Raw genomic sequence first — 25,720 nt, forward strand, 5'->3', positions numbered from 1 at the left:
CCCGTCTCCTTTATTTGAAAAAAGCACATACCACATCTATCACTTGCGTTACTTCACCTTCTGTCATGCCAGGGTAGCAAGGAAGGGAAATTACTGTTTCACAGGCTTTTTCCGTTTCTGCCAATGAAAAGAGCGGGGAGGTGCGGTAAGCCGTTTGATGATGATCGGCAATAGGGTAGTGGATATCACTACTCACACCGTTCGCTTTTAAATGTTCAGAGAACGCCTTTCGATCAGCAACTCGAACAACATAAAGGTGCGCGACATATTTTTCATCCAGATGGGCCGGCAGAATAATATTGAGCTGTGCAAAAGCACGATTATAGCGAGTGGCGATCTCTCTTCTTTTCTCGTTATCACCGTCGAGGAACGGCAATTTCTCGCGTAAAAAGGCAGCCTGAATTTCATCTAAACGACTGTTTTTACCGCCGGCCATTGCAACATTGTATTTTTGTGACCAGCCATATTGGCGAAGCTGGCGTACCGTTGCCGCAAGCGCATCGTTGGATGTGATAATCGCGCCGCCATCGCCGAGTGCGCCAAGATTTTTAGTGGGATAAAAACTGAAACAGGCAATATCACCAAAGCTACCCGCTTTTTTATTATTGATCTGCGCACCGTGGGATTGAGCACAATCTTCAATTAATGGAATGCCAGCCTGTTTAGCAATATTAACCGCGCGTTCAATATCAGCCAATTGACCATAGAGATGGGTAATAATAATCGCTTTGGGCTTACATGCGCATGCTTCTTCCAGTGCGGAAGAGGACATTGTCATGGTGTCAGAATCAATGTCGACGTAAACGGGCTCTGCGCCAATGGCGTGAATCGCGGTGCTGCTATAAAAGCCCGCGTTGGCCACGGCAAGCACCTTATCGCCAGCCTTAACGCCTACGCTTCTGAGTGCAATCTCCAGCGCCTCCGAGCCGTTTGCCACGCTAATACAGTGTCCTACACCGTTGTACGCAGCAAACTCTTCTTCGAATTTTTTTACTTCCTCACCCAAGATATACCAGTGGCTGTCGAGTACCTTCGCCGCCACGGCTTTAAAATCATAACGTTCATTTACAGCTTTGGCCGAAAAGAACTTTACTTCATTAATGTTATTTGACATACCAAACCTTAAATTAATATTAACGATAAAATCTGCATTTGACGACAAGGTCATCAATTACGAGCGTTTCATTTCCAGTAACGGGATCAAATCGAATACCATCTTCGAATCCATTACCGCTTTTAACCATGAAATTAAATTGTTGACTTGTGCTGTTGTTAAGAATGATGCGTTGAGAGTTTTCCTCGGTGAAGCCTGCCGAGCCTGTAGGGCGGTAAAACAACTGAGCATATTCATTTTCGAGGCGACTATGGATGGAAACATTCACTTCCATCAAAAGGCAGTTTCGCATTAAACCACTGTCAGTATTGAAATAAAGCTGAGAATCCATCGCAGTAGTTAATGAAAGTGACTTACCATTATTCACAACTGAGTGCGTTTTTATATTGTTAACTGATACCAGTTCAGGTTTTTTTGAAAGTCTAAACGTTTCATTGGATGTCCGTGTCTGAATGTTAGGCGATGGATTAAAGAAGTAATGCAAGAATGAGGCATCTGTATTAATTGCATTGGCAAGAGCAGGCCTGAGCTCCGTTGGTTTTAACGTTGGGCATAAAATAGATTTGTCGGCATTGTCAAGTGCGGACTGAACACAGGAAATCCCCTCGAGTCGCAAGCTTTGTCCGTATTTTAACGTCAGTTCATGGTCAAACGCTGGTTTAACAATAATGGATAAGAACAAGCAGAGCGAAAACGCCAATATAGCTTTTGTGATTTTAGTGTTTGTGAAGCTTAACGCAGCCAGAGCTGCAAAAGGCCAGATTAACGTTATCCAATAGAAGTGGAATCTTGCATACCCACTAATGAAAACATCTAATGTGTCAATGATATTTGCGGGACGCATGTTTGCTCTTCCCGCGCTCACTAGAATTAGGTAGACAAAAACAGTTGAGAATAAGCTCACTAACACTACGGATAAATTATATTTCTGTTCTTGAATGCGGGAGGTACATTGGAAAAATAAGCGCGATGTTCTGATGATTAAATAGATTGTTATTACAATAACAAAAATCGTAAGAACCAGAGACAGTAACGGGTGGCCTGCGGGGAAGAGCAGTGAGCGACTCACTTTTCCGAGCATGTACAGCCAAAAATCAGACTCCCATGGGAATGCCATCGGAACATCAGCGCGATGCGTGCCGTGCTGAATGCCAACGATTACCCAGAGTTGTGCCAGCGTAGTGATTATTGAAGGCAGGATAAGCCAGAATAAATTTGAATAACTATCTTTCGAGTTTTCTTTAGGTGCTATTAACTTGATGGCAAGAAAAATCATTCCTAAAGTCAACATGCTGAATGCGCCGCTGGTATATGACAACCCAGAGCAAAACGCCATAATAAAGTAAACGATGCTTTTGAATTTTTTATTAGATAGAAATAAATAGATATTTGTTAAAATGCAGATTAGTGGAATGGCTTGATGATAAGCTAGGTTTTGTAGACCCCAATAACTATCCGGCTGAACTATAAGGATTGTAAGCGAAAATGCGAGAGCTTTATTGACAGGGCTGGTTTCACATTTGCTGATGAGTTTGTAGATTAAAAAAAGTATGCTTCCCTGAACGCAAATTAAACTAATGAGCTGGTAAGCAATGCTGTTTCCATTTAAAAAAATGAATGCTAAAGAATCCAAAAATAACCCGAAAGGATATAAAGTGTCATTTGCTGGCTTAAAAAGATAAGGTAATTCAAAGCTCCCCATTCTGTTTGCAGCATATTCACGCCAGTCATCGTAGAAAGGCATGTCAATACCGTATTTTAGCAAGTCAACGGCTGAAACAAAAAGGCTTAATAGCGGCAATAGGTATAATAAACTTATGAACGCACGTTGAAGGGATTCTTTATTAAAATGCATAACCCATCTCTAGAAAATAATTATACTTTAGATTCAGAAGCTTTGAATTCAAAACCCGTTACCCACATCCTGTTAGCAAAAAGCAGGCTCAATCACCTGAAACAGGTTTTGACAGTTTATTAATTTTTTTTTACGAAAACAATACATAACTGCGTGCTGCGTCATTCAACGCGTTATAAACAGACTGGCTTGCAAAACGTCATATAATTAGCGTTATTTTAGTAGCCAAAACCTTTTCTTTATTTTCTTTATTTTCAATGACTTAGATTGATCGGTGAAGAAGGGGTAATACGAGTACGCATTACTACGTTACATTTGTTTAATTCGTGTACAGGAGGGCTTTGTGCCATGATTTTCTCGGTGGGTATGAGAGTGATTAGCGCCATCACGCCACACTTTTGATAGAAATCAGTCAATCAAAACAACCATAACGCGGATATGCTAAAATAGCGCGTAACGAGCAGGTGTTAGCTGTTTAATTTATTTGTTAAGCCATTAATATCTAAGGTAATATTTTTAGTGTTTTCCAGCGGATACTTCCCGGATCCGCGAGACTTTAACACTTTCCCATTCATTATTTCACCGCCCAGCCTTGCCGTAAGCTTCTCCTTTCGTCCTATACGCCGTCTTTTCTGCATTACTTTCACATATACAATAAATTTAAGAAAAGCGTCGGTATTGCGATCTCGCTCACGTCCTTCTTGCTTTTAAGGATCCCCACGGCTAATAAACGCTTATTGCGCGTCCTGCTACGTGCTTAATAAAATGAGACTCATTTTCTCAGGGATGTGAAAATACCTACGCTCGGCCCATTAACCGCCATCAAACTTGCCGCCCCGCAGAAGGGCGGCATCCATCATGACACCAGCGCCTGCGCGTACAGATACAGCGATTTTAGCTGCGCCATCTTGTCACTGTCGCCTTCGTGCAGCGTGGCCAGCGACTCCAGCTCCAGTAAAAACGCCTGTACCCGCTCAGGATTGAGCGCTTCGCGGCGGTGCTGCAGCCAGCGCTGCTGTTCGGCATCATCCAGCGTGCCGGGAAAGTTGCGCGCCCGGTAGCGGAACAGCAGTTTCGCAATACGCTTGTCGTTGAAGGTGAGATCCAGCGCCGGCAGATTCTGCGGCGGCGTCTGGCGGATGATGTTCATGCCGGCGCGATCGGCATCGCTAAAGAAGCCATCATAGAGTTGGGCATCAACGTCATCCGACGGGGTAAACGGCTCCGCCTCAGCAAACAGCGTCACCACTTTCTCGCGCACGTCGGGGTGCTGTCGCAGCAGCGCCAGGTTGGCCAGGCAGTGCTCGCGATCAATATTCAGCCGCGCCGCGTCTTCAGGGCGCAGCGTACTCGCTGGGGCCAATACCGGACATTTATTGATATGCACCAGTTTGATGGGCACCGCTGCGGCGTCGCCCAAATCAGTGTGTCGCGTGTACAAGCGCTCGCGCAGCGCATCCGGTGTCAGCTCAAGCAGCGGTGACATATCACCGGCCAGATCGGCCACGATCAGCGCATTACGATTCTCAGGATGCCAAGCCAGCGGCACAATCCAGCTGGTATTGCCGCGCGCGGCGCCAAACATGCCAGAGACATGCACCAGCGGTTTCATCTGCGGGATATCAATCAGCGTCATCAGTTTCTGTTTGTTACGATGGGCAAACAGAAACGCAAACAGTTTGGGCTGCTTTTCTTTAACCAGCTTCGCCATTGCCAGCGTCGCGTACACGTCTGACATCGCATCGTGCGCCTGCTCATGGGCCACCCCGTTGGCGTGCGTCAGGTGCTCAAGGCGGAAGCTGGGGAACCCGTCGCTGTTTTCCGGCCAGACAATGCCTTCCGGACGCAGCGCATAGCAGGCACGCATTACATCCAGCAGGTCCCAGCGTGAATTGCCATTTTGCCAGCTCCAGCCGTAAGGATCGAAGAAGTTGCGGTAGAAGATATTGCGTGTTACTTCGTCGTCGAAGCGCACGTTGTTGTAGCCGATGACGCAGGTTTGCGGTTCGCTGAACAGCGCGTGAATGCGCTCGGCGAAGGCGGCTTCCGTTACGCCGCGCGCTTGAGCAATTTGCGGCGTGATGCCGGTGATCATCACGGCTTCAGGCTGTGGCAGATAGTCATCGGCAGGCTGACAGTAAAACACCTGCGGTTCACCAACGGGATTGAAATCACTGTCGGTCCGCAAACCGGCAAACTGGGCCGGGCGATCCAGCGAGGGGCTTTTGCCGAAGGTTTCGTAATCGTGAAAAAGGAAGCTGAACTCAGAGGCGGGCACGGCGATATCCTGGCGATGAAAAATCAACGCACAGGATAGTCGTCCCATCCGTCCAGCACAACCTCATTGGCACCGCGCGTGCCGCTGCGCAGCCGTTTAATTCGCAGTTCATACTTTTTTTCAATTTATTCAAGCTGCAACGGCCTAATTGCCGTAAAACGTGCGGCGGAAATTCATTTTATGATCTGAGGAAGAAGTGGTGAAAAGGCGTCTGCTGGTAACTGTAACTGGAATGATTATTTTGGCATCGTCGGCGCAGGCCGATGACAGCATGCCGTTCCCGCTCACGCCGCCAGCGGTTGACGCGGCCTCATGGGTGCTGATGGACGCCACAACCGGGCAGATCCTCACGGCGGGTAACCCCGATGAAGAGCGTAATCCGGCAAGCCTGACCAAACTGATGACCGGTTATGTGGTAGACCGCGCGGTGGATCAGAAAAAAATCACCCGCGACGATGTTGTCACCGTGGGCAAAGATGCCTGGGCGGCGGGTAATCCGGTATTCAAAGGCTCATCGCTGATGTTCCTCAAGCCGGGCGATAAAGTCACGGTGCGCGATCTGATGCGCGGCGTCATCATTGATTCAGGTAACGACGCCTGCGTAGCGCTGGCTGACTATGTCGCAGGGAGCCAGGACAGTTTTGTGACGATGATGAACCACTACGTCGAAAAGCTGGGCCTCACGCACACCCACTTTGAAACCGTGCACGGGCTTGACGCACCGGGCCAGCACACCACCGCGCGCGACTTGGCGGTATTGTCGCGCGCCATCATCAACGGCGAGCAGGACTTCTACGCGATGTACAGCGAGAAAACCCTGAGCTTTAACGGCATTACGCAGAACAACCGTAACGGCCTGCTGTGGGATCAAAACCTGCACGTTGACGGCATGAAAACCGGCCACACCGAGAGCGCAGGGTTCAACATTGTGGCCTCCAACGTGGTCGGGCGCCATCGCTTGATCGCGGTGATCATGGGCGGGAAAAGTTCGAAAGGGCGGGAAGAGCAAGCGCGCAAACTGCTGGTATGGGGACAGAACAACTTCGACACCGTGCAGCTGTTCCACGCGGGCAAAAAAATTGGCACCGAGAACGTCTGGTACGGTAATCCGCACAAGGTGGATGTCGGCACCACGCAAGATATCTATCTCTCTTTGCCGCGTGCGGAAGTCGCCAATATTATGGCGAAGTACGTGATTGACCGTAAAGATCTGGAAGCGCCGTTAAAAGCCAATGAGCAAATTGGTGAAATTCAGGTGATCGACAAAGACAAGACGCTGGCGACTTATCCGCTCTATGCGCTGCAGGGCGTGGAAAAAGCGGGCATTATCACGCGCATCAGCGATTATCTGAAACAGAAGCTGTAAGAGGCCTGGCAGGCGATGCGCCTGCCGGCTTTGCTTTGCTGCGTTACATCCTTGTTTCTGCTCAGAATCATTTATGTAACGCCGCTGTTGTAATGCGTAAAAATCACCGAAATTACTCTTGATCGCCGCAGGGCTACGCTAACATAGCGTCGATGATGTCAACCTTTCCGGATCGCCATGTTACGCGCTGACAAACCCATTTCCGCCATTGAGTTCTGGTTCTATCGCCACTATCGCGCCGTGCACGGCGTACGTATTGCGGTGGCCTTTGTGCTCTGCTTTTTGTTTGTACGCCTGACTAACATCCCGGAAGGCACCTGGCCGCTGATCACGCTGGTGGTGGTCATGGGGCCCATCTCTACGTGGGGAAACGTGCTGCCGCGCGTGGTGCAGCGCATCAGCGGCACGTTCGCCGGGCTGGCTTCGGGGCTGATCGCGCTTAAGCTGGAGCTCCTTTCCCTGCCGCTGATGCTCGCCTGGTGCATGCTGGTGATGATTGTCTGTGGCTATCTCACGCTTGGTAAGCACCCGTATATGGCGCTGCTGATTGGCATTACCTTGGGCGTGGTGGTCGGCGCACCCGCAGGCGATTTCACCGTGGCGCTGTGGCGCGGCGGCGATGTGATTCTGGGGTCGCTAATGGCCCTGCTGTTCAGCGCCATCTGGGCGCAGCGGGCGTATACCCATTGGCGTATTCAGCTGTCGGATGCGTTTCGCGAGATGGCCACCATTCATCACGCCGGATTTTCCCCCAATCTGGTTGAAAAACCGCGCCTCAATCCACGCTTTCAGCGCTTACTGACCAGCGTGATAAAAATGCGCGCTCTGCTGGAACCCTCAAGCAAAGAGACCCGTATTCCGAAATCGGTGTTTGAAGCGATTCAGACCATTAACCGCAATATGGTCAACACATTGCAGATGCAAATTGAGGCGTGGTGGTCGTCGCGTGCCAGCCATTTAATTTTGCTCAACGCCCCGACGCTGCGCCGCACGCAGCAGATGACCGAAAACACGCTCAACGCACTGGCGACGCTGGTGGTAAAAGGGGAGACCGAGCAGGTCATTGCCAACAGCCATGAGCTGGAGGCGATCACCCAAGAGCTGGAGGCGCTGATTGCCAGCGGCAGCGAACGCTTCGAAACCACGGCGATTTATGGCTACGTTTGGTTGAGTTTAGAGCAGGCGCGACAGTTGGAGCGCGTCACCGATTTGGTGCGGTTGGCGCTGCGTAAATAGGTTTATCAGGCAATGACTTAATGTGAAATACACGTGCTTTGCGCTAAGATAAGGTCCGGTGCGTAAGACGTTGTGTATAGTGCTACCTCATTAAATCAGCCGCTAAGCTGAAATGTATGACTATTCCGCCTGCTGCGGCAGGCCTTAAGAAAGGTGCCAACATGGAAAATGCCAAGCAATCATTTCAGGACGTCCTGGAGTTTGTGCGTATGTTTCGTCGTAAAAACAAACTGCAGCGCGAAATCACGGACAACGAGAAAAAAATCCGTGATAACCAGAAGCGCGTGCTGCTGCTGGATAACCTGAGCGAATACATTAAGCCGGGCATGAGCATTGAGGCGGTGCAGGAGATCATCGCGTCGATGCGCGTTGATTATGAAGATCGCGTCGATGAGTACATCATCAAGAACGCCGAGCTGTCGAAAGAGCGCCGCGACCTGTCGAAGAAACTAAAATCGATGGGCGAGCCAAAACCACAGTAACGATCGCGGGGCCTGAAGGCCCCGTTTTTTTGGTTTATTTCATCGTCAGCTGCTGGGCCAGCTGGTGCAACTGCTGTGCAATCTCCACCAGACTCACGGCGCGCGAGCGCGGCGGGGCGGTGGTTTCGCGCAATACCAGCTCGGTTTCCAGCGGCACGGGTGAGGGCGTATTCCCGCGCAGCCGCGCCAGCAGGCGATCCACGCTGACCACGCCGAGCTGCTGTAAATCCTGGCGGATGGTGGTGAGCGGCGGCTGATACCACGCGCTTTCAGCGGTATCGTCATAGCCAATCAGCGACATATCGCCGGGCAGTTTCACGCCGTGCTGATGCAGCGCCCGCATCGCGCCCAGCGCCATTTGGTCGTTGGCCACCAGCAGCGCTTGCGGCAGATTATCCGGCAGCCGCGTGAGCAGCGCCTGGTAGCCCGACGCCGCACTCCAGTCGCCCTGTAGGACGCAAAACGGGTCAAGTTCATGTGCTGACAGCGCCTGCAACCAGCTCTCGTAGCGCGCTCGCGCCGAAGCCGATTCCGCAGGCCCGTTGAGCAAGCCGATTTGCCGATGCCCCAGCGCAACCAAATGGGCCACCGCTTGCTGCGCCCCCTTTGCGCTGGGATATTGACACTGCGCAACGCTAGCGTGCTGCTCCACATCCAAAAATAGCGTCGGCTTGCCCGCACACTGCGCTTCAATGCTCACCGCCTGCGCAGCCGTCAGCGGAAGATTAATCAGTAGGGCATCCACACGCTGCGCCAGCAGTTCGTTCACCGTCTCCTGCGCGTCGCGGCCCGGCGTTGCCATGGCGATCACCAGATGATAACCCTGTGCAGCCGCACGCTTCTGGGCGGCTGACGCAATTTGCGCGGGAGCCATCAGGGCCAAATCGCTGGTGGCCAGCCCAAGCGTGCGGGTCGCTTTGCCCGCGAGCTGCTGCGCCACGCGATTGGGCACGTAGTTGAGCTGCCGCATAGCCGTTTCGACTTTGGCCCGCGTGCGAGGCGAGACCTGCTGCGAGTGATTCAGCACGCGCGACACGGTTTGATAGGAGACGCCTGCCAGCTGAGCGACATCGTCGAGGGTGATGGAACGCGCGGTCATAAACTCTCCAGAGATAGTCGCGGCGAGTGTAGCAAATTTTGGCGACGGTGCGGCGTGTCGCTCAATCCCGGATGCTTAACGCTGTTGTTGGTAAACCTGTAAATTCACATACACCGCATTTAATAAGGGCGTGTTTATGCTGCTGCGCGCGCCGCGCACCAATAAATCGCCGATCACCTGATCGGCCTCGATGGCATATCCCTGCGTTAAATCGCGGAACATAGAGGAGGTCATCGCGACCTGTGGATTGTTCAGCATCTGATAGATTTTGGCGGTGTTTGCCGGACGTTCCTGATAGCCTTCAGCAGCGATCACCGCCAGCACCTCGGTGAAAAGACCGTGCAGCAGCGCTTCGCCCCCTTGCGAACGCAGTACCTGCTGTGTATTGCCGCGGCCGAGACAGCACACCGCCCCGAGCGTACTCAGCAACAGCCACTTTTCCCACAGTTCGCTCAGGATATCCGCGGTGAACACCGTGTCAAAGCCGGCTCCCTTGAGCGTGGCATCCAGCGGCTGCAGACGTGCATGATTCTCGCCCTTCAGCGCGCCGTAATACAGGATATGCAGCGGCGTCATTTGCACGACCTCGCCCTGTTCGCCCAAGGTCGCATTGATTTTACACAGTCCGCCAATCACCTTGTCACCAAAGCGCGCGCGCAGCGTATCGATGTGGCGCATGCCGTTGAGAATCGGCACGATCAGCGTCTGCGCACCTACCGCAGGGGCAATATCGGCTATGGCCTGCGCCAGACCAAAACTTTTCACCGTCAGGATAATCACATCAAAGGGGTCAGTTAACTGCTCCGCTTTTATCAGCTGCGGCGTGATGACCTCTCTGCCTTCCGGCGTTTGCAGAATCAGCCCGTGCTCGCGCAGCTGCTGCCAGCGGCGTTCGCGCACCAGAAACGTGACATCGCGTCCCGCCTGAGCGAGACGCGCACCAAAATACCCGCCGGTTGCACCAGCGCCAACGATGAGAATGCGCATTGGGATGTCCTTAAAAAAAGAAAACCGTAACATAATCTGACGCCAGCGGTGTTGCCAGAAAAAGTGCAATTTTTGCCGCAGGGTGCTTTGGTCACTTGCCGTGTCGGGGCTTGTGCCACTTGCAGTGGCGGGCTTTTGCCGCAGGCAGCGGCAGGGTGCCTTTCCGTTAGCACGGAGCGACTTTCGTTCGCCATGGCAATGGCAGATGCTTTAGTCACTTGCCGTGGCGTGTGCTTTGCCGCGAGCAGCGGGTAGATTCGCCACGGGCAGTGGCTGTGGTGCTTTCAGTTTGCACCGAGCGTGTTTCGTTCGCCATGGCACTGGCAGGTGCCTTTGCCGCGCTGCGGCGACCGAGCAGAGGGCGCCAGGCCGCGCCCTCTGCACTCCCCGGCCCTGCGCCAGCCCCACTCGCCGCTGCGCGGTGCCTTCACTCCCTCAGCCTTCCTGACGGACCGGCGTCGATTCGCTCCTGCTCAACGCCGCCTCTCGCGGCATCCATGCCGCTCGTCCTGGAAGGCTTCATTCGTTCAGCGAGTGGGGATGGCGCTTCACACCCCCCGCTGCACGCCATGACTTTTTTCGCAGCCACCGCGTGGCGGTAGGACTTTTAAGAAGCATTCAGACCGCGCGGCGTTAAGCAAAACCCTTCTTTCGTGTTTTTACGTCTTTTAAGGTCACTGCGTGGCGGTAAGACTTTTAAGTACCATCCCGCCCGCGCCGTGTTCACCAGAAACCTGTTCAATCTTGTGTTTCTGTCTTCTTCTTCTTTTCAGCCAGCCACTGTCTTCGCAGACCCGTTTACGGCCAACCAGACAACACCAGACAAAAAACAGAAAAAGGCTCTTAAAGGCGAGGTTTGTGGCGCCATCCGGAGCGCCGAACGGAGCGTGACGGCCAGGACGAAGCGGCATGGATGCCGCTGAGAGGGCGGAATGAGCCAGGGATGGCGAATCCGCGCGGTCCGTGAGGCCGTTGCGGCGGAGTGAGGGAACAGCGCAGGCTGGCGCAGGGCGCGGATTGCAAAGGGCCGCGCCCTCGGCCCTTTGCCCGTACGCCGCAGCGGGGCGGCTGGAACTCCCGCAGGGTTAGCGGGCGGAACCTGCTCAGGGTTCAGTAAAGACCGGCATAGTGGGCCGGAACCCGCTCATTGCCATACTGGCTGAGCAGCCGGAACCCGCGGAGGGCCAGACCTGCGCAGCGGTCAACGCGCGAACCCGCGCAACGAAAAACCGGCATAGCGGGCCGGACCCCGCTCACACATTACCGGCTTTGCGGGCCGGACTCCCGCCGCGAATGGCCAGCGCTCTGGCTGCGCTCTCCCATCCACTGCCCGTCAGGCAACACCTCAAACGTTAAAACTTCGTCATAATAGCTGCGCGGCGGCACCGCAAAACCGGCAATCAGGTTCGCTTCCATAATCGGATGAAACGCCTCATCCATGGTGATTTCAAACAGCACGCTACGCAGCTTCTCCATCAGTAAGGCGTCGGTGCTGGCAGAGGTGATTAAAGGTAAGGCTGCGCACAGAGGGGTTTCGCCCACAATCGCCAAGCCGTTTAGGGCTTCAGGCTGATAGCGCCGCAGCAAGGCCCACGTGATGCAGTCAATGGCCGCGATATCGGCCTGTGACGCGCGTAAAGCGGCCAGAGACGCCACGTGACTACCGCTGAACAGCGTCTGGCTAAAGAATTTGCCGTGCTGCGCCAGCGGAGCAATCAGGTAACGCAGCGCATTAAATCCCGAATGGGAATCCTCGCTATTACACACCGCGCGCTGACCGTGAAAGTCGCTCAGGGGCCGGCCTTCGTCCGCGCTGCGTGCCACCAGCCAGCTGCGAGAGCGTAAGTTCTCGCAGCCTTGAGCCAGAGAGTGAAACGCGCCCACCAGCTGAACGCCTGGCAGATAGTTTACCAGCGGGTAGCCGCAGCTCGCGCTCAGTAACAGTCGGTCGTCGCGCCAGTGCGACAGCAGATCCTGCGGCCACACCACCTCGGCATGCACGTCGTGCTTGATCAACAGTTGAGCGATTGTGGTGGCCAGAGCCTCAGTAGATGGGCGATGGATATCGTACATGGGCATCGAAATTAACGGCATTCTGGGATCCTTTTGACATTGCGCTGGGCGTACCAAGCCAAACCCAAACGGTAATGTACAAAATCATAGTTGATATTGCGTCATCGTCACCGAACGCCAGAGGACAACGCCTTGCCACTTCCCATGATGTTGTACAAAAAAGTTGATAAAGCGCGCGAAAACTATTGGCTATCAGTCATCTCTGCGCTGGCGTAATCTTGTGCTATCGGTTTGAAAGGGCACTGCCCCGCGAGGAGAATTTCCCATGAAAAAAATTGGCTTTTTATCGTTCGGTCACTGGACGCCGTCATCGCAGTCCGCCACCCGCTCTGCCCAGGACGTGCTATTGCAGTCCATCGATCTGGCCGTGGCAGCAGAAGAGTTGGGCGCAGACGGTGCCTATTTCCGCGTGCACCATTTTGCGCGTCAACTGAGTTCACCGTTTCCGCTGCTGGCAGCGGTTGGGGCGAAAACGCATAAAATCGAGATTGGCACGGGCGTTATTGATATGCGCTATGAAAACCCGCTTTACATGGCGGAAGATGCTGGCGCAGCGGATCTGATTGCCAACGGACGCCTGCAGCTTGGCCTGAGCCGTGGCTCTCCCGAGCAGGTTATCGAAGGTTATCGCTATTTTGGCTATCACCCGCAAGCGGGCGAGAGCGATGCGGACATGGGACGACGCCACACTGAACAGCTGCTAGAGGTGCTGCGTGGGGAAGGCTTTGCGAAACCCAATCCGCAGCCCATGTTCCCGAACCCGCCGGGCCTGTTACGCCTTGAGCCTTACTCGGAGGGCCTGCGTGAGCGTATCTGGTGGGGATCAGGCTCCAATGCAACCTCTGTTTGGGCGGCGCAGCAGGGCATGAACCTGCAAAGCTCGACGTTAAAAGACGATGAAACCGGCGAGCCATTCCACGTTCAGCAGGCGAAGCAGATTCGGGCCTACCGGGAAGCATGGGCAGCTGCAGGACATCAGCGTACGCCGCGCGTCTCAGTGAGCCGCAGCATTTTTGCGCTCACCAACGATCTCGATCGCGCTTACTTTGGCCGCAGCGGCCAGGATCGCGACTCGGTGGGCTTCCTGGACGAAAAAACCCGCGCTATTTTTGGTCGCAGCTATGCCGCAGAACCGGATAAGCTCATCAGACAGCTCGCTGAAGACGAGGGCATTGCGGAAGCGGATACGCTGCTGCTTACCATTCCTAATCAGCTTGGCGTCGACTACTGTGCCCACGTTATCGACAGTATCCTGACGCACGTAGCACCCGAATTGGGTTGGCGCTAAAAGGGGGCCATGGCGATGGCCGGGCGCGGCGGGAGTCCGGCCCGCCATGCCGGTGGGGCATGAGCGGGGGCCGGCCCGCAAAGCCGGTTTTTCGTTGCGCGGGCTCGCGCGTTGACTGCTGCGCTGGGCTGACCCTGAGCGGGGGCCGGCCGCTCAGCCGGTTTTTTACTGAACCTTGAGCGGGTTCCGGCCCGCTATGCCGGTTTTAGTTGCGCGGGCTCGCGCGTTAGCCGCTGTGCTGGCCTGACCCCGAGCGGGTTCCGCCCGATAACCCTGCGGGAGTTGCAGCCGCCCCGATGCGGCGTACGGGCAAAGGGCCGAGGGCGCGGCCCTTTGCAATCCGCGCCCTGCGCCAGCCTCCGCTGTTCCCTCACTCCGCCGCAACGGCCTCACGGACCGCGCGGATTCGCCATCCCTGGCTCATTCCGCCCTCTCAGCGGCATCCCTGCCGCTTCGTCCTGGCCGTCACGCTCCGTTCGGCGCTCCGGATGGCGCCACAAACCTCGCCTTTAAGAGCCTTTTTCTTTTTTTGTGTCTGGTGTTGTCTGTATGGCTGTAAGCAGGTTTAAGAAGACAGTGGCTGGCTGAAAAAGATAGAAAACACATGGCAGAAACGGCTTCTGGTTAACGCCCCGTGGGCGGAATGGTACTTAAAAATCTTACAGCCACGCATTGGCACCTCAATACAAATACATGAAAGAGGTTTGCTTAACGCCGCGCGGTGCGGATGCACCTTAAAAGTCTTACCGCCGCGCAGTGGCTGCGAAAAAAATCATGACGTGCAGCGGGGGGTGTGAAGCGCCATCCCCACTCGCTGAACGCGTGAGGCCTTCTAGGGCGAGCGGCATGGATGCCGCGAGAGGCGGCGTTGAGCAGGAGCGAATCGACGCCGGTCCGTCAGGAAGGCTGAGGGAGTGAAGGCACCGCGCAGCGGCGAGTGGGGCTGGCGCAGGGCCGGGGAGTGCAGAGGGCGCGGCCTGGCGCCCTCTGCTCGGTCGCCGCAAGGCGGCAAAGGCACCTGCCAGTGCCATGGCGAACGAAAGAGGCACCGTGCTAACGGAAAAGCACCGCCGCTGCCTGCGGCTAAAGCACCGCCGCTGCCTGCGGCTAAAGCCCCGCCACTGCAAGTGGCAAACGCCCTGTGCCGCTGGCACACCTCATTCCATCCCCACTTCCCACCACAGTTGCTCTAACGGATAGTAACGATCGCGCTCGCTCACCGGTGGGTTCCTGTCGCGCTGCCAGGGCTTGGCCAGAATGTAATGCAGGTTCTTCACCTCATCGTCACGCCACAGACCAGCATGCTGGAAAGGCAGGGTTTTTAAGGCGTTATACACCCACGAGAGCGGCAGCCAGCGATCTTTAAACAGCTCGTTAAGCAGATCCTGCTCCGAGAACGGATAGCGGCGCAGATCGTCAATCGCTTTCACTTTGTGTTGCAGCCAGGCAAATACCTCGCGATCGGGCTTTAGCACCAAAAAACCCCCGTTCAGGTAGCGGTCAAGGTCGGCGGGTGCGGATTTGCCGCTGGCCTGCCAGGTATAGTGGCAGTTATCGGGCTGCCAGCTGGCCGGATAGCTGGCTATCTTATTGGGATTACAGCGGCAAGCGTGACACGCCGCTAAAGGTGAATCGCCCATATCCAGCGTAAACAGCTCATCCATGTTGCGCAGCACCAGCATATCGGCATCCAGAAACACGACGCGCTGATAGTGCGTGAGCTCCCAAACGCGCAGTTTGCTCCATACCTCGCCAAATTGCGCTGAGGCGTAATGCTGCTCAAGCGTATCATTGGGCAAGAGGGGCTCAACCGCATGAATAACACATCCTTGCGCCCGTAAGGCCGCCTGTGTTTCTTGTGGGATGGCTTTTGTCACCATCACCACCAGTGGCCATTGCGTCTTACTGCGCTGCAGTGAACGGTGTAGGGCGCGAACGCCGATGACGTACTCAGGCTGCGTCAGCAGCGTTACCCAGGCAAACATAAACTCTCCCTGTATTAATCAAAAAGGGCCGTAAGGTAGTCATTGCTAAAACGGTGTTGGGGGTCAAAGCGTTGGCGCACTTCGCGAAACGCTTCCCACTGTGGATAGATATCGCGCCACTGATAGCGCTGCGGATCGTAATATTTACCCCAGTGCGGGCGCCCCCCTTCGGCGGCCAGCAGCTTCTCAACGTGGGTCAGGAAGTGCAGGCCCTCTTGCGACAGCGAGCCGTCGTCGGCGTAATACACCACGAAGCCGAAAAAGCAGCTCTCCTGCTGATGCGCAGGACTCAGCCAGGCGTCTGAAGGGCCGGTACAGCGCAGAATAATGGGGTAATGCATGTGCGGGTGCTTCTCGGCATACCAGGCCTTGATGCGCTGAATAGCGCGTGGCGTATTCGCCAGCGGCACCGCGATCTCCACGTTGATTTGCGGCACGGCGATCCCACGGCAAAACAGCTGGTAAATGTCACCCGTGATATCGGTAAAATCGCGGAACCGCGTGACGGTACGGAACTGTTTTCCCCCCTTTCCGTGGATCTGCGTATCGCGGTGCATGTGCGCCAGCGTCTGATCGATGGTGTCATTGAGACTGCTGTCCGCGTCGTCACTGTGCTCAATCACCTCGCGCTGGTTATCGTGCCACGCTTCGGCATCCGCGGCGCTGGCCGGATCGGCATTCCACACGTGCATCAGATTATCGTCAACAAACCACCACGCTTTGCTCAGTTCATGCTCGCGGTTCCACGTCAGCAGATCCTGCTCCAGCGTATCGGCGGAGGCCGCAAACTTATGGCAGCTAAAAATGCGGAAGGGGCGGGTGCGCAGCGTCACGGCGGTGACAATGCCGAGCGCGCCCAGCGACGTCAGCGCCGCCGGAAAATCCGCATCACCGCGCTGCAACTCGCGTACGCTGCCGTCGGCCAGCACCATGCGCAGGCGCAGCGCTTCATCGGCCAGTGAACTCTGATCCAGTCCTTGACCGTGAGTGCCGCTGGCCATGGCGCCGGCCAGGGTTTGCACCGCGATAACGCCCGGCGAGCAGCCCAGCATGCGATCCATTGTCGTCAGGGTGTCGAAGATGTCTTGCAGCAGCGTTCCCGCAGCAAAGGTCACACTGTGTTCATCGTGGCCCAGCACGCCTGCCAGGGCACTGAGGTCGAGTAGCAGATCGTCAGGCTGAACGCACAGCATGCGGCCAGGCGACAAGCGGCTGCCAATCACGCGCACCTTACCTTGGCTATCGCGTAGCAGCTGTTGTATTTCGGCTTCGTTTTGCGGCTGCTGCAGCTGCGACCGCTGACCGACCACCGAATTTTGCGCCCAGTTCCAGAGTGCGCTGTCATGCGCGGTCTCACGCGGGTTACGTAGGGGATAAAGCAGGGAGTCTTTGTTCACCGCGGCATTCCTTAAAATGTGATCTGTGTCAGCCTTAAGGCTTTAAGCGTAGACCATCAGAACGAAGCCGCTGATAAGACGTATTGAAGTCAAGATAAATTTTTTTAGTGTCGGCGCGAGATGGACTTCTGCGTTTTTTGGGTTACGCATAACGAACAGTGGTGATGAGCAGAGTAATGCCCTGGCGCGCAAAGTGGCGGTAAAAAGCGAAGCAGCAGCTGATATAGCAAAAAATGGGAGATCTGCGCGGCTAAAAACAGTGCCAAATAATAATGAGCAAGCGAACCGTTAAGAGGAAATTAACTTGCAGGATAGCCCTGCAAGTTAAAGGTTATTGATGTTTTTTGAGGTAGCGCAGCGTCGCCGTTACGGCCAGCTGGCGGTTACGGCGCAGGCTGTCCGCTTCGCTGTCGTCGGGGGTAAACAGATAGTGAAAGGTGTAGCGGTTGGCGACATGGTGTACGCAAATGCTGCTCACCAAGCGGTGCACATCCACGGTGTTGAGATCGTCCAGAAATACGCCCTGCTGTTGACCGCGCGTGAGAATATCGTCGAGCAGATCCAGCGCGCTTTTGTTCATGGCTTTAATGCGCGAGGACTGCGTAATGTAGCGACCACGCAGTAAATTTTCGGTACAGACCAGGCGCATAAAATCGGGGTGGGCGGCGTGATAATCAAAGCTGGCTTCCACCAGTTTAATCATCGCCTGCTCTGGCGCCATGACCGCCAGATTCAACCCGCTCTCATGTTCACGAATGGCCTGATAGACCTGCTCCAGCACGGCGATATACAGCTGCTCTTTGTTCACAAAGTGATACACCACCATGCGCTTTGTGGTTTGCGCGTGCTCGGCAATCTGTTCCAGACGCGCGCCCTGCATGCCAAATTCAGCAAAGGTTTTCAGGGCGCCCGCGAGGATGCGTTTCTTTAATCCTTCCGGATCGTTTTTGCGTTTTAGAGGGGAATCCGACATAGCGCTCGTGACAGATCGTTAAAACGCGCATGGTAACACAGCTGTCACACGCGGCGCGCGCGCGGCGGGCTATGGTTAAAGTCACCCCGTCCTCAAGGAGATGCCAATGAATACCTCCCCGCACGCGTCCATCGCCGCAAGGCTGGCGCTGACCGCCGAGCAACGACAGCAGACGCGCGATGCGCTGGCCCACGACCAGCCCGCAGAACCGGATAAGCAGCGGGCGCAGCGCTATGCGTTTCAGCAACGCGTTAGACAAGGCGTTATCATCGATACCGACGACCGGCTGCCGGTGGTTTTCTTACAGCAGGGGCTGGAGGCAGCACGCGCGGTGGCGCTTATCCGCGAAGACGGGGTGCCCAAAGGCAGCGGTTTTTTAATCCACGGCAATCTGTTGGTCACCAATCATCATGTCTTGTCGGATCCGCCCGCACCGGGACGCATCACCGTGGAATTTGGCTTCCGTCAGGGGGAGGCGGGCAGCGTGATAGCGGGGCGGCGCTTTACCGTCGATGCCGAGCGCTTTTGGCTGAGCAACCCCACCGAGGCGCTCGACTGTACGCTGATTGCGCTGGGCGAGGCGCTTGATCGCGTGGGTGAAGACCCCTTGCCGCTCGCGCTCAATGACCGTCACGATAAGCACGCGCTGGGCATGCCGCTCAACTTGATCCATCATCCCGGCGGTGCGCCACAGCAGCTCTCGCTGCGCAATAACGCGCTGCTGGCACGTCATGAACAGTTTTTGCACTACGAGACCGATAGCGACGCCGGCTCCTCTGGTTCACCGGTGTTTAATGACGGTTGGCAGCTGGTGGCGTTGCATCACGGTGCCGTCGAGGAGGGCGGCAAATGGGTCAACGAGGGCATCCGCCTCAGCGCGATCGTTGACTGGCTTAAAGGCGAGCTGGCCGCGCTGGCCGCACCGCAGCAGGCACTGCTCATGCAGGCGTTAACCGGCGTGGGCGCAGCGTTTACGCCCGCGTCTGGTACCGCGACCGCGCCGCGTGACGAAAACCTCGCGGCGCGTACGGGCTATCAGGCCGATTTTCTGCGCGATACGCCGATTGCGCTGGCCGACATCATCGCGCCGCGTGCAGCCGACGTGGCACCGCTGCGTGATGGCCGCACCGGTGCGGAAGCCCGACTCGATTACGAGCACTTCTCGTTGTTTATGAGCGCGGAACGCAAACTGGCTTTTTTCACCGCCACCAACATTGACGGTGCGCGCTATATCAATATTGACCGCGGCAGCGGCCAGCCCTCACTGCTGGCGGAGGGCGATCGCTGGGTCGACGACAGTCGCATCGACAGCCGCTATGTCACCGGGCAGGCATTTTATCGCGCGTTCAGCCGCTGGTTCGATCGCGGCCACCTGACTCGCCGCAGCGATCCCACGTGGGGCACCGCGGCGGAAGCGGTGCGCGCCAATAAAGATACGTTTCACTTTACCAACTGTTCGCCGCAGCACTTTCGCTTCAACCAAAGCCTCACTTACTGGCAGGGCGTTGAGCGCTATATTCTCGAATTTGGCGTGCTAAAAACGCATCAGCAAATAAGCGTATTGACCGGTCCAGTGTTGAACGATCGGGCACGCCAGTACGGCGACTTATCGGTGCCGCTGATGTTCTGGAAAGTGGTGCTGCGCATTGGGCCGCAGGGCGCGCCGCAGGCCACCGCGCTGCTGGTGAGCCAGGATGCGCTACTGGATGAGCCGCGCCGCGTGTTGCCAGCCCTGCAGCCGGAAGCGGTGCCCAATGTTGATGAATACCGCGTTTCGGTCAGCGCGCTGGAGAGCCTGACCGGGCTCAATTTCAGCGCGTTTCGCCATTGGGATAGCTGGCAGCCGGACGCGACGCTGTTGACGCAGCCGCTGCCAGCGCAGCTGGTGATGGCATGGACGGATTTGCTCTAAGCCTCGATTCGCGACAGGCAGAATGCAAAAAGCCCGCTCAGGTTTCCCTGAGCGGGCTTTTCTAAATGTGGCTCCTCTGACTGGACTCGAACCAGTGACATACGGATTAACAGTCCGCCGTTCTACCGACTGAACTACAGAGGAATCGTGTGAACGAGGCGAATAGTAGCGATGCCCGGCAGCGATGTCAAAGGCCGATCGCACACTTCCGGTTTAAGTGCGCGCAAAAACAGCAACATGGTGTTTTTTAAGGCTTGAGCGCACAAATTGTAAACTGCCGACAGGATCGCAATTCGACGGCAATTCCTTTGAGATGTTAGAGGCGTGTCAAAGTTTTGTTATTTGCTGATTTTAAAACAAGCGTTTCAGTGCTTTTATGATGAAAATTTCAAATGATGTACCGATGAAATAAATGAACTGTTTACGCTGACGCCCGAAATGCGTTTTATCGCGTAAAACACGGTGTCGAGAATAAATTTCTGATAAGTAAAAAGTTTAAGTGAAAGCATGCAGTGAAAAAAGAGCGTTTAACCAGAAGCCTTACCTCCATAAACACATAAATCCTGCCAGCGGCGCTGGGTGAATGTAAAAGATATTTTTCATTCGTCTTCTCAGTCAGGCTGCGCACGTTAACGTATAAAAAGGGTGCCCTATGAAATTCAAAAAAGCGTTAGTGACTTCCCTGATAGCCTGCATGTTACCGGCAGCGGTGATGGCAAAAGATCTTCAGGTAGGCGTGTCGATGGCGCTGTTTGATGACAACTTCCTCACCATTCTGCGTACAGCAATGCAGAAAGAGATGCAGACCGATAACGTGAAAGGCCAGGTTGAGGATGCCAAAGGCGACGTGTCGCAACAGCTGCAGCAGGTACAAAACTTCATCGGTCAGGGTGTGGATGCCATTATCGTCAACCCGGTAGACACCAACGCAGTGAAACCGATCATGGATGCGGCCACCAAAGCCAATATCCCGCTGGTGTTCGTTAACCGTAAACCGGCCGGCGAACTGACCAGCAAAATGGCTTACGTCGGTTCGGACTCAGAGCTGGCGGGTCGCCTGCAGATGGAAGCGCTGGCGAAAGCCATGAATGGCAAAGGCAACGTCGCGATCTTAATGGGCGATTTAGCGAATGAGTCCACCCGCGATCGCACCAAGGGCGTTGAAGCCGTGGTGGCGAAATATCCAGGCATCAAAGTGGTCCAAAAACAGACGGCCAAGTTTACCCGTAATGATGCGGTAGACGTCGTCAGTAACTGGATGACCGCGGGTGACGATATCCAGGCGATTGCGTCTAATAACGATGAAATGGCCATTGGTGCGCTGCAGGCGCTGGGCAAAAATCCAAACCACATTCTGATCGCGGGCGTGGATGGCACCCCCGATGCGCTGCAAATGCTGAAAAACGGCAAAATGGTCGCCACCGTGTTCCAGGACGCCAAAGGGCAGGGTGAAGGTGCGGTGAAAGCGGCCGTTAAGCTGGCCAACGGCGAGAAAATCGAACGCGTGATCAACATTCCTTACCAGCTGATCACCAAAGACAACATGGCGCAGTTCGAGAACCGTAACCAGAAGTAATCCCTTCCCCAAAAGCTGTTTGGAGGTGACGTATGACCGCTTTTGCGCTTGAAGCCGAAGGCATCAGCAAGTTCTTCCCCGGAGTGAAGGCGCTCGACAACGTCTCACTGCGTATCAAGCCGGGGTCGGTACATGCCCTGATGGGTGAAAATGGCGCGGGCAAGTCTACCTTAATGAAGTGCCTTATCGGGATGTACCGTCCCGATAAGGGCACCATCCGTATTAAGGGTGAGCCAGTGCAGTTTCAGGATACGATGGACGCGCTCCGTTCTGGTATCTCCATGATTCATCAGGAGCTTAACCTCGTTCCCTACATGACGGTGGCGGAAAACATTTGGCTGGGCCGCGAACCGATGAAATTCGGTTTCGTGGATCACGCGCTGCTGAATAAACAGACGCAGGCGCTGCTGGATAAACTCAATATCCGGCTGAAAGCGGATCGGCTAGTCGGTGAGCTCAGCATTGCGTCGCAGCAGATGGTGGAAATCGCCAAGGCGGTCTCCTGGAACGCTGATGTGGTGATTATGGATGAGCCCACCTCGGCGCTTACCGAAACCGAGGTGGCGCATCTGTTTACCATCATTCGCGACCTGCGCGCGCAGGGCAAAGCCATCATTTATATCAGCCATAAAATGGATGAGATCTTCGCCATCACCGATGAAATCAGCATTTTCCGTGACGGCACGTGGGTGGGCAGCAACAGCACCACCGCCTTTACCCGGCAGTCGCTGATTACCCAAATGGTGGGACGCGAACTGACGCAGCTGTTCCCGAAATTCAACGGCACCCTCGGTGAAGAGGTGCTGACGGTACGCAACCTGACCTGCAAAGATCGCTTTACCGATATCAGCTTTGGCGTGCGCAAAGGCGAGATTCTTGGCGTCGCCGGACTGGTGGGGGCAGGGCGCAGTGAAGTGATGGAAAGCCTGTTTGGCATGGAGTCTTTCGACAGCGGCGAGATTCTGATTGATGGCGTGCCAGTGACGATAGATTCGCCCTCTACGGCGATCGAAAAGGGCATGGCGTTCCTCACTGAAGATCGCAAAAAGTCGGGGCTGTTCCTTGTGCTGTCGGTTATGGAGAACATGAGTATTGTCAACATGCCGGACTACATCGGCAAAAGCGGGTTTGTGAGCCACGTAAAAATGGCGCAGGACTGTATGGAGCAAATCCGCAAACTCAACATCAAAACCCCCACCATGGATCAGATCATCAACAACCTTAGCGGTGGCAACCAACAGAAGGTGCTGATTGCACGCTGGCTGCTGGCGCAGCCGAAGATCTTGATTCTGGACGAACCGACGCGCGGCATCGACGTGGGCGCGAAGGCGGAAATTTATCGCTTAATCAGCGAATTGGCCAATCGCGGTGTGGCCATCATCATGGTGTCGTCGGAACTGCCAGAGATCCTTGGCATGAGCGATCGCGTGATGGTGATGCACGGCGGGCGTATAACCGGCATCCTCGATAAAGAAGAGGCCGACCAGGAAACCATTTTGTCGTTGGCATCCGAGTGAGGCGCGAGACAACTATGAGTAACGTGAAAGCCACGGCCCCGCAGGCCACTGACCAGACCTCTTTTTTCGCTAACCTGCGCCACAAGCTGCCAAAAGATACCGGCATCTTTGTGGTGATGGTGGGCATTGCGTTGATTTTCGAAATCGCTGGCTGGTACGTTCGCGATCAGTCTTTCCTGCTTAACACCAACCGCCTGGTGCTGATTGTGCTGCAGGTTGCCATCATCGGCATTATCGCCGTAGGGGTAACTCAAGTGATTATTACCACCGGGATCGACCTCTCATCGGGGTCGGTGATCGCGCTGACCGCGGTCGTCGCGGCCAGTCTGGCGCAGACGTCCGACAGCCTCACGCCCATGTATCCTTCACTGGTGAATCTGCCTGCGGTGGTACCCATCGTGGCAGGCATTGGCGTTGGGCTGCTGTGTGGCTTAGTGAACGGCGTACTGATCACCAAAACGGGCATCCCGCCGTTTATCGCCACCCTGGGTATGATGGTGTCGGCGCGCGGTTTGGCGCAGTATTACACCCAAGGAAATCCCATCAGCTTCCTGTCAGATGGCTTCACCTCGATTGGTCAGGGTGCCATGCCGGTGATCATTTTCCTCGTGGTGGCGTTTGTATTCCATATCGCGCTGAAACACCTGCGCTATGGCAAATACGTCTACGCCATCGGCGGTAATATGACCTCAGCCAAAGTCTCTGGCATTAACGTCAACAAGTATCTGATCATCGTTTATACCATCGCCGGGGCGCTCTCTGGGCTGGCGGGCGTAGTCCTGGCGGCGCGCGTCAGCAGCGGTCAGTCAAGCATGGGCATGGCTTACGAGCTGGATGCGATTGCCGCCGCCGTGATCGGCGGCAGCAGCCTGATGGGTGGCGTGGGGCGGATTACCGGCACCTTGATTGGCGCGGTGATTTTGGGGCTGATCAAGAGCGGCTTCACCTTTGTTGGCGTCGATGCTTACGTGCAGGACATCATCAAAGGGATCATCATTGTGGCGGCCGTCTCCATCGATATGCATCGCAACCGCAAAAAGCGTTAGCGACGTGGGTCCACTGTCCAAGCCCGTGTTTTCCGCGCAGGAAAACACGGGCTTTTTTCTGTGCTCAGCAATAAGATTTCTGGCTGACCGATTTTCTTTCTTGGGCTTTTTTATCCGCACTTTGTTGGCTTTATGCGCGCTTTTGCGCGTTCTGCACCGTTTATCGCCTCTCATCCATCACTTTTTTGCACGCCTGCCTTGCACGCTTTGCACCGTGAGAGTGCAGCGACCGGCCGTTACGCTGTGCTGTGATTATCGCCTGCGCTTATTACCTCCTGAGAGGTAATCAGAATGGCTTATTTTTCGGGCCGTTAGGAATATTCTGTCTTACATCCTGTTTCCGTCGGAAAAAACTGGCCTGCATATTGCAACATATCTGACATACGCCAGTGGGCCGAACCCCTTCCCGGGCATTTCCAGAATGATGGAGGCAACATGAACTTAAGACGACTGAAATACTTTGTGAAAATCGTCGATATCGGCAGCTTGACGCAAGCTGCTGAAGTGCTGCATATCGCGCAGCCTGCGCTCAGCCAGCAGGTTGCTACGCTGGAAAATGAACTCGATCAGCAATTGTTGATCCGCACCAAGCGCGGCGTGACACCGACCGAAGCGGGCAAAATTCTCTATACCCATGCGCGTACCATTCTGCGCCAGTGTGAACAAGCGCAAACCGCCGTGATTAACGCAGGCCAGGTACTGAACGGACAGGTTTCTATTGGTCTCGCGCCTGGCACGGCGGCGTCCTCACTGACCATGCCGCTGCTGCAAACCGTGCGTGAGCAGTATCCAGACGTGCTGGTTTACCTGCATGAAAACAGCGGCAGTTCGCTGAACGACAAAGTGATGAACGGTCAGCTGGATATGGCGGTGCTCTACGACCGCGCGCCCACTGCGGGCATCAACAGTATTCCACTGATGAAGGAAGAGCTCTATTTGGTGGGGGCTACGGCCTGTCCGGGCACCACTGTCGATCTGGCTGACGTGGCACAGATGAGCCTGTTCCTGCCGCGAGATTACAGCGCGGTGCGCAAGCGCGTGGACGAAGCTTTCTCTTTGCGCCGTTTGAGCGCCAAAATCATCGGTGAAATTGAATCCATTTCCACGCTAACAGCAGCGGTATCGAGCGGTATGGGTGTCACCGTGCTGCCGGAATCCGCCGCCCGCGCGCTGGTTAGCTCGACCCATGCCTGGATGGCGCGTATCAACAGCCCGTCGCTTCATCTCCCTCTGTCGCTGAACCTCTCCGCGCGTCTGCCGCTGTCACCGTCGGCGCAGGCAGTGAAAAATATCCTGCTGTCGCTGCTCAATAAGCCCGCCGTAGAGGATCGCGAGCTGATGCTCGTAGGATAGGGGAAACGCCGCAGGCGAGGAGGGTGCCGCAGCAGAGGGTTTTTGCCACGGGCTGTGGCGGCGCTTTTGCCGCAGGCAGTGGCGGGCTTATGCCGCAGGCAGCGGCGAAGCTTCCTCGCTGCACGGTGCAACTTTCGTTCGCCATGGCAATGGCAGGTGCCTTCGCCGCAGGCAGCGGCACGG

Annotated in this window: 18 protein-coding genes and 1 tRNA gene; 9 read left to right on the forward strand and 10 right to left on the reverse strand. The window is 55.3% G+C overall.

Annotated features, from left to right (window positions below):
* Window positions 1–10: 10 nt before the first annotated feature.
* From LU196_RS05440 to sbcB, 3 genes are all read right to left on the reverse strand, one after another.
* The gene (locus LU196_RS05440) at window positions 11–1,114 is read right to left on the reverse strand and encodes a DegT/DnrJ/EryC1/StrS aminotransferase family protein (RefSeq protein WP_232759637.1); all 1,104 of its coding nucleotides are present in this window, start codon (window positions 1,112–1,114) and stop codon (window positions 11–13) included.
* Window positions 1,115–1,133: 19 nt separating this feature from the next.
* On the reverse strand, window positions 1,134–2,969 hold the full coding sequence (locus LU196_RS05445; protein WP_232759638.1) for a hypothetical protein: 1,836 nt from the start codon (window positions 2,967–2,969) through the stop codon (window positions 1,134–1,136).
* 856 nt (window positions 2,970–3,825) lie between these two features.
* Window positions 3,826–5,247: an exodeoxyribonuclease I gene (gene sbcB / locus LU196_RS05450; RefSeq protein ID WP_370640968.1), complete on the reverse strand. Its 1,422-nt coding sequence runs from the start codon at window positions 5,245–5,247 to the stop codon at window positions 3,826–3,828.
* Between the two features lie 199 nt (window positions 5,248–5,446).
* Between sbcB and dacD the strand changes: the two genes are divergently transcribed.
* The 3 genes from dacD to tmaR all read left to right on the forward strand — a co-directional run bounded on the left by dacD (window position 5,447) and on the right by tmaR (window position 8,331).
* A complete protein-coding gene (dacD, locus tag LU196_RS05455; RefSeq protein WP_232759640.1) occupies window positions 5,447–6,613 on the forward strand; it encodes a serine-type D-Ala-D-Ala carboxypeptidase DacD in 1,167 nt (388 codons plus the stop codon).
* A gap of 177 nt (window positions 6,614–6,790) precedes the next feature.
* A complete protein-coding gene (locus LU196_RS05460) occupies window positions 6,791–7,849 on the forward strand; it encodes an FUSC family protein (RefSeq protein ID WP_232759641.1) in 1,059 nt (352 codons plus the stop codon).
* 161 nt (window positions 7,850–8,010) lie between these two features.
* Window positions 8,011–8,331: a PTS system regulator TmaR gene (tmaR, locus tag LU196_RS05465; RefSeq protein ID WP_232759642.1), complete on the forward strand. Its 321-nt coding sequence runs from the start codon at window positions 8,011–8,013 to the stop codon at window positions 8,329–8,331.
* A 34-nt stretch (window positions 8,332–8,365) separates the two neighbouring features.
* Here tmaR and LU196_RS05470 read toward each other — a convergent pair whose 3' ends face one another.
* From LU196_RS05470 to LU196_RS05480, 3 genes are all read right to left on the reverse strand, one after another.
* A complete protein-coding gene (locus LU196_RS05470) occupies window positions 8,366–9,430 on the reverse strand; it encodes a LacI family DNA-binding transcriptional regulator (protein WP_232759643.1) in 1,065 nt (354 codons plus the stop codon).
* Between the two features lie 75 nt (window positions 9,431–9,505).
* Window positions 9,506–10,417, reverse strand: a complete 912-nt coding sequence (locus LU196_RS05475; protein WP_232759644.1) for a ketopantoate reductase family protein — start codon at window positions 10,415–10,417, stop codon at window positions 9,506–9,508.
* Window positions 10,418–11,677: 1,260 nt separating this feature from the next.
* Window positions 11,678–12,511, reverse strand: coding sequence for a phosphate/phosphite/phosphonate ABC transporter substrate-binding protein (locus tag LU196_RS05480; RefSeq protein ID WP_232759645.1), 834 nt, complete (start codon window positions 12,509–12,511; stop codon window positions 11,678–11,680).
* 244 nt (window positions 12,512–12,755) lie between these two features.
* Here LU196_RS05480 and LU196_RS05485 point away from each other — a divergent pair, with 244 nt between their 5' ends.
* Window positions 12,756–13,778, forward strand: coding sequence for an LLM class flavin-dependent oxidoreductase (locus tag LU196_RS05485; RefSeq protein WP_232759646.1), 1,023 nt, complete (start codon window positions 12,756–12,758; stop codon window positions 13,776–13,778).
* A 1,157-nt stretch (window positions 13,779–14,935) separates the two neighbouring features.
* Here the strand turns inward: LU196_RS05485 and LU196_RS05490 are convergent.
* From LU196_RS05490 to LU196_RS05500, 3 genes are all read right to left on the reverse strand, one after another.
* Window positions 14,936–15,763 carry a glycosyltransferase family 8 protein gene (locus LU196_RS05490; protein ID WP_232759647.1) on the reverse strand — a complete coding sequence of 276 codons (828 nt, stop codon included), beginning with the start codon at window positions 15,761–15,763 and terminating at the stop codon, window positions 14,936–14,938.
* A 14-nt stretch (window positions 15,764–15,777) separates the two neighbouring features.
* A complete protein-coding gene (locus tag LU196_RS05495; protein WP_232759648.1) occupies window positions 15,778–17,160 on the reverse strand; it encodes a D-arabinono-1,4-lactone oxidase in 1,383 nt (460 codons plus the stop codon).
* Between the two features lie 331 nt (window positions 17,161–17,491).
* Window positions 17,492–18,133: a TetR family transcriptional regulator gene (locus LU196_RS05500; RefSeq protein ID WP_232759649.1), complete on the reverse strand. Its 642-nt coding sequence runs from the start codon at window positions 18,131–18,133 to the stop codon at window positions 17,492–17,494.
* Between the two features lie 106 nt (window positions 18,134–18,239).
* Between LU196_RS05500 and LU196_RS05505 the strand changes: the two genes are divergently transcribed.
* Entirely contained in the window at window positions 18,240–20,045 is a 1,806-nt protein-coding gene (locus LU196_RS05505; RefSeq protein WP_232759650.1) for a DNA/RNA non-specific endonuclease, read from the forward strand.
* 68 nt (window positions 20,046–20,113) lie between these two features.
* Here LU196_RS05505 and LU196_RS05510 read toward each other — a convergent pair.
* Window positions 20,114–20,189: transfer RNA gene (locus LU196_RS05510), tRNA-Asn, on the reverse strand.
* 508 nt (window positions 20,190–20,697) lie between these two features.
* Between LU196_RS05510 and LU196_RS05515 the strand changes: the two genes are divergently transcribed.
* The 4 genes from LU196_RS05515 (at window position 20,698) to nac (ending at window position 25,537) form a co-directional block, all read left to right on the forward strand.
* Complete coding sequence (locus tag LU196_RS05515; protein ID WP_232759651.1) at window positions 20,698–21,621, forward strand: sugar ABC transporter substrate-binding protein; 924 nt, start codon at window positions 20,698–20,700, stop codon at window positions 21,619–21,621.
* Window positions 21,622–21,653: 32 nt separating this feature from the next.
* Window positions 21,654–23,138, forward strand: coding sequence for a sugar ABC transporter ATP-binding protein (locus tag LU196_RS05520; protein WP_232759652.1), 1,485 nt, complete (start codon window positions 21,654–21,656; stop codon window positions 23,136–23,138).
* 23 nt (window positions 23,139–23,161) lie between these two features.
* Complete coding sequence (locus LU196_RS05525; protein ID WP_232759764.1) at window positions 23,162–24,184, forward strand: ABC transporter permease; 1,023 nt, start codon at window positions 23,162–23,164, stop codon at window positions 24,182–24,184.
* Window positions 24,185–24,619: 435 nt separating this feature from the next.
* Window positions 24,620–25,537 carry a nitrogen assimilation transcriptional regulator NAC gene (gene nac / locus LU196_RS05530; RefSeq protein ID WP_232759653.1) on the forward strand — a complete coding sequence of 306 codons (918 nt, stop codon included), beginning with the start codon at window positions 24,620–24,622 and terminating at the stop codon, window positions 25,535–25,537.
* The last annotated feature ends 183 nt before the right edge of the window (window positions 25,538–25,720 follow it).

The sequence above is a fragment of the Pantoea sp. Mb-10 genome, from assembly GCF_021272205.1.
Classification (GTDB): Bacteria; Pseudomonadota; Gammaproteobacteria; order Enterobacterales; family Enterobacteriaceae; genus Pantoea.

What these genes read in the sequence shown, in the direction of transcription:
- LU196_RS05520 (WP_232759652.1), top strand. Translation starts at nt 21,654, where the DNA reads ATGACCGCTTTTGCGCTTGAAGCCGAAGGCATCAGCAAGTTCTTCCCC.
- LU196_RS05500 (WP_232759649.1), bottom strand. Translation starts at nt 18,133, where the DNA reads ATGTCGGATTCCCCTCTAAAACGCAAAAACGATCCGGAAGGATTAAAG.
- LU196_RS05445 (WP_232759638.1), bottom strand. Translation starts at nt 2,969, where the DNA reads ATGCATTTTAATAAAGAATCCCTTCAACGTGCGTTCATAAGTTTATTA.
- LU196_RS05485 (WP_232759646.1), top strand. Translation starts at nt 12,756, where the DNA reads ATGAAAAAAATTGGCTTTTTATCGTTCGGTCACTGGACGCCGTCATCG.
- LU196_RS05515 (WP_232759651.1), top strand. Translation starts at nt 20,698, where the DNA reads ATGAAATTCAAAAAAGCGTTAGTGACTTCCCTGATAGCCTGCATGTTA.
- LU196_RS05440 (WP_232759637.1), bottom strand. Translation starts at nt 1,114, where the DNA reads ATGTCAAATAACATTAATGAAGTAAAGTTCTTTTCGGCCAAAGCTGTA.
- LU196_RS05480 (WP_232759645.1), bottom strand. Translation starts at nt 12,511, where the DNA reads ATGCCGTTAATTTCGATGCCCATGTACGATATCCATCGCCCATCTACT.
- LU196_RS05470 (WP_232759643.1), bottom strand. Translation starts at nt 9,430, where the DNA reads ATGACCGCGCGTTCCATCACCCTCGACGATGTCGCTCAGCTGGCAGGC.
- LU196_RS05460 (WP_232759641.1), top strand. Translation starts at nt 6,791, where the DNA reads ATGTTACGCGCTGACAAACCCATTTCCGCCATTGAGTTCTGGTTCTAT.
- LU196_RS05475 (WP_232759644.1), bottom strand. Translation starts at nt 10,417, where the DNA reads ATGCGCATTCTCATCGTTGGCGCTGGTGCAACCGGCGGGTATTTTGGT.
- LU196_RS05505 (WP_232759650.1), top strand. Translation starts at nt 18,240, where the DNA reads ATGAATACCTCCCCGCACGCGTCCATCGCCGCAAGGCTGGCGCTGACC.
- tmaR (WP_232759642.1), top strand. Translation starts at nt 8,011, where the DNA reads ATGGAAAATGCCAAGCAATCATTTCAGGACGTCCTGGAGTTTGTGCGT.
- nac (WP_232759653.1), top strand. Translation starts at nt 24,620, where the DNA reads ATGAACTTAAGACGACTGAAATACTTTGTGAAAATCGTCGATATCGGC.
- LU196_RS05490 (WP_232759647.1), bottom strand. Translation starts at nt 15,763, where the DNA reads ATGTTTGCCTGGGTAACGCTGCTGACGCAGCCTGAGTACGTCATCGGC.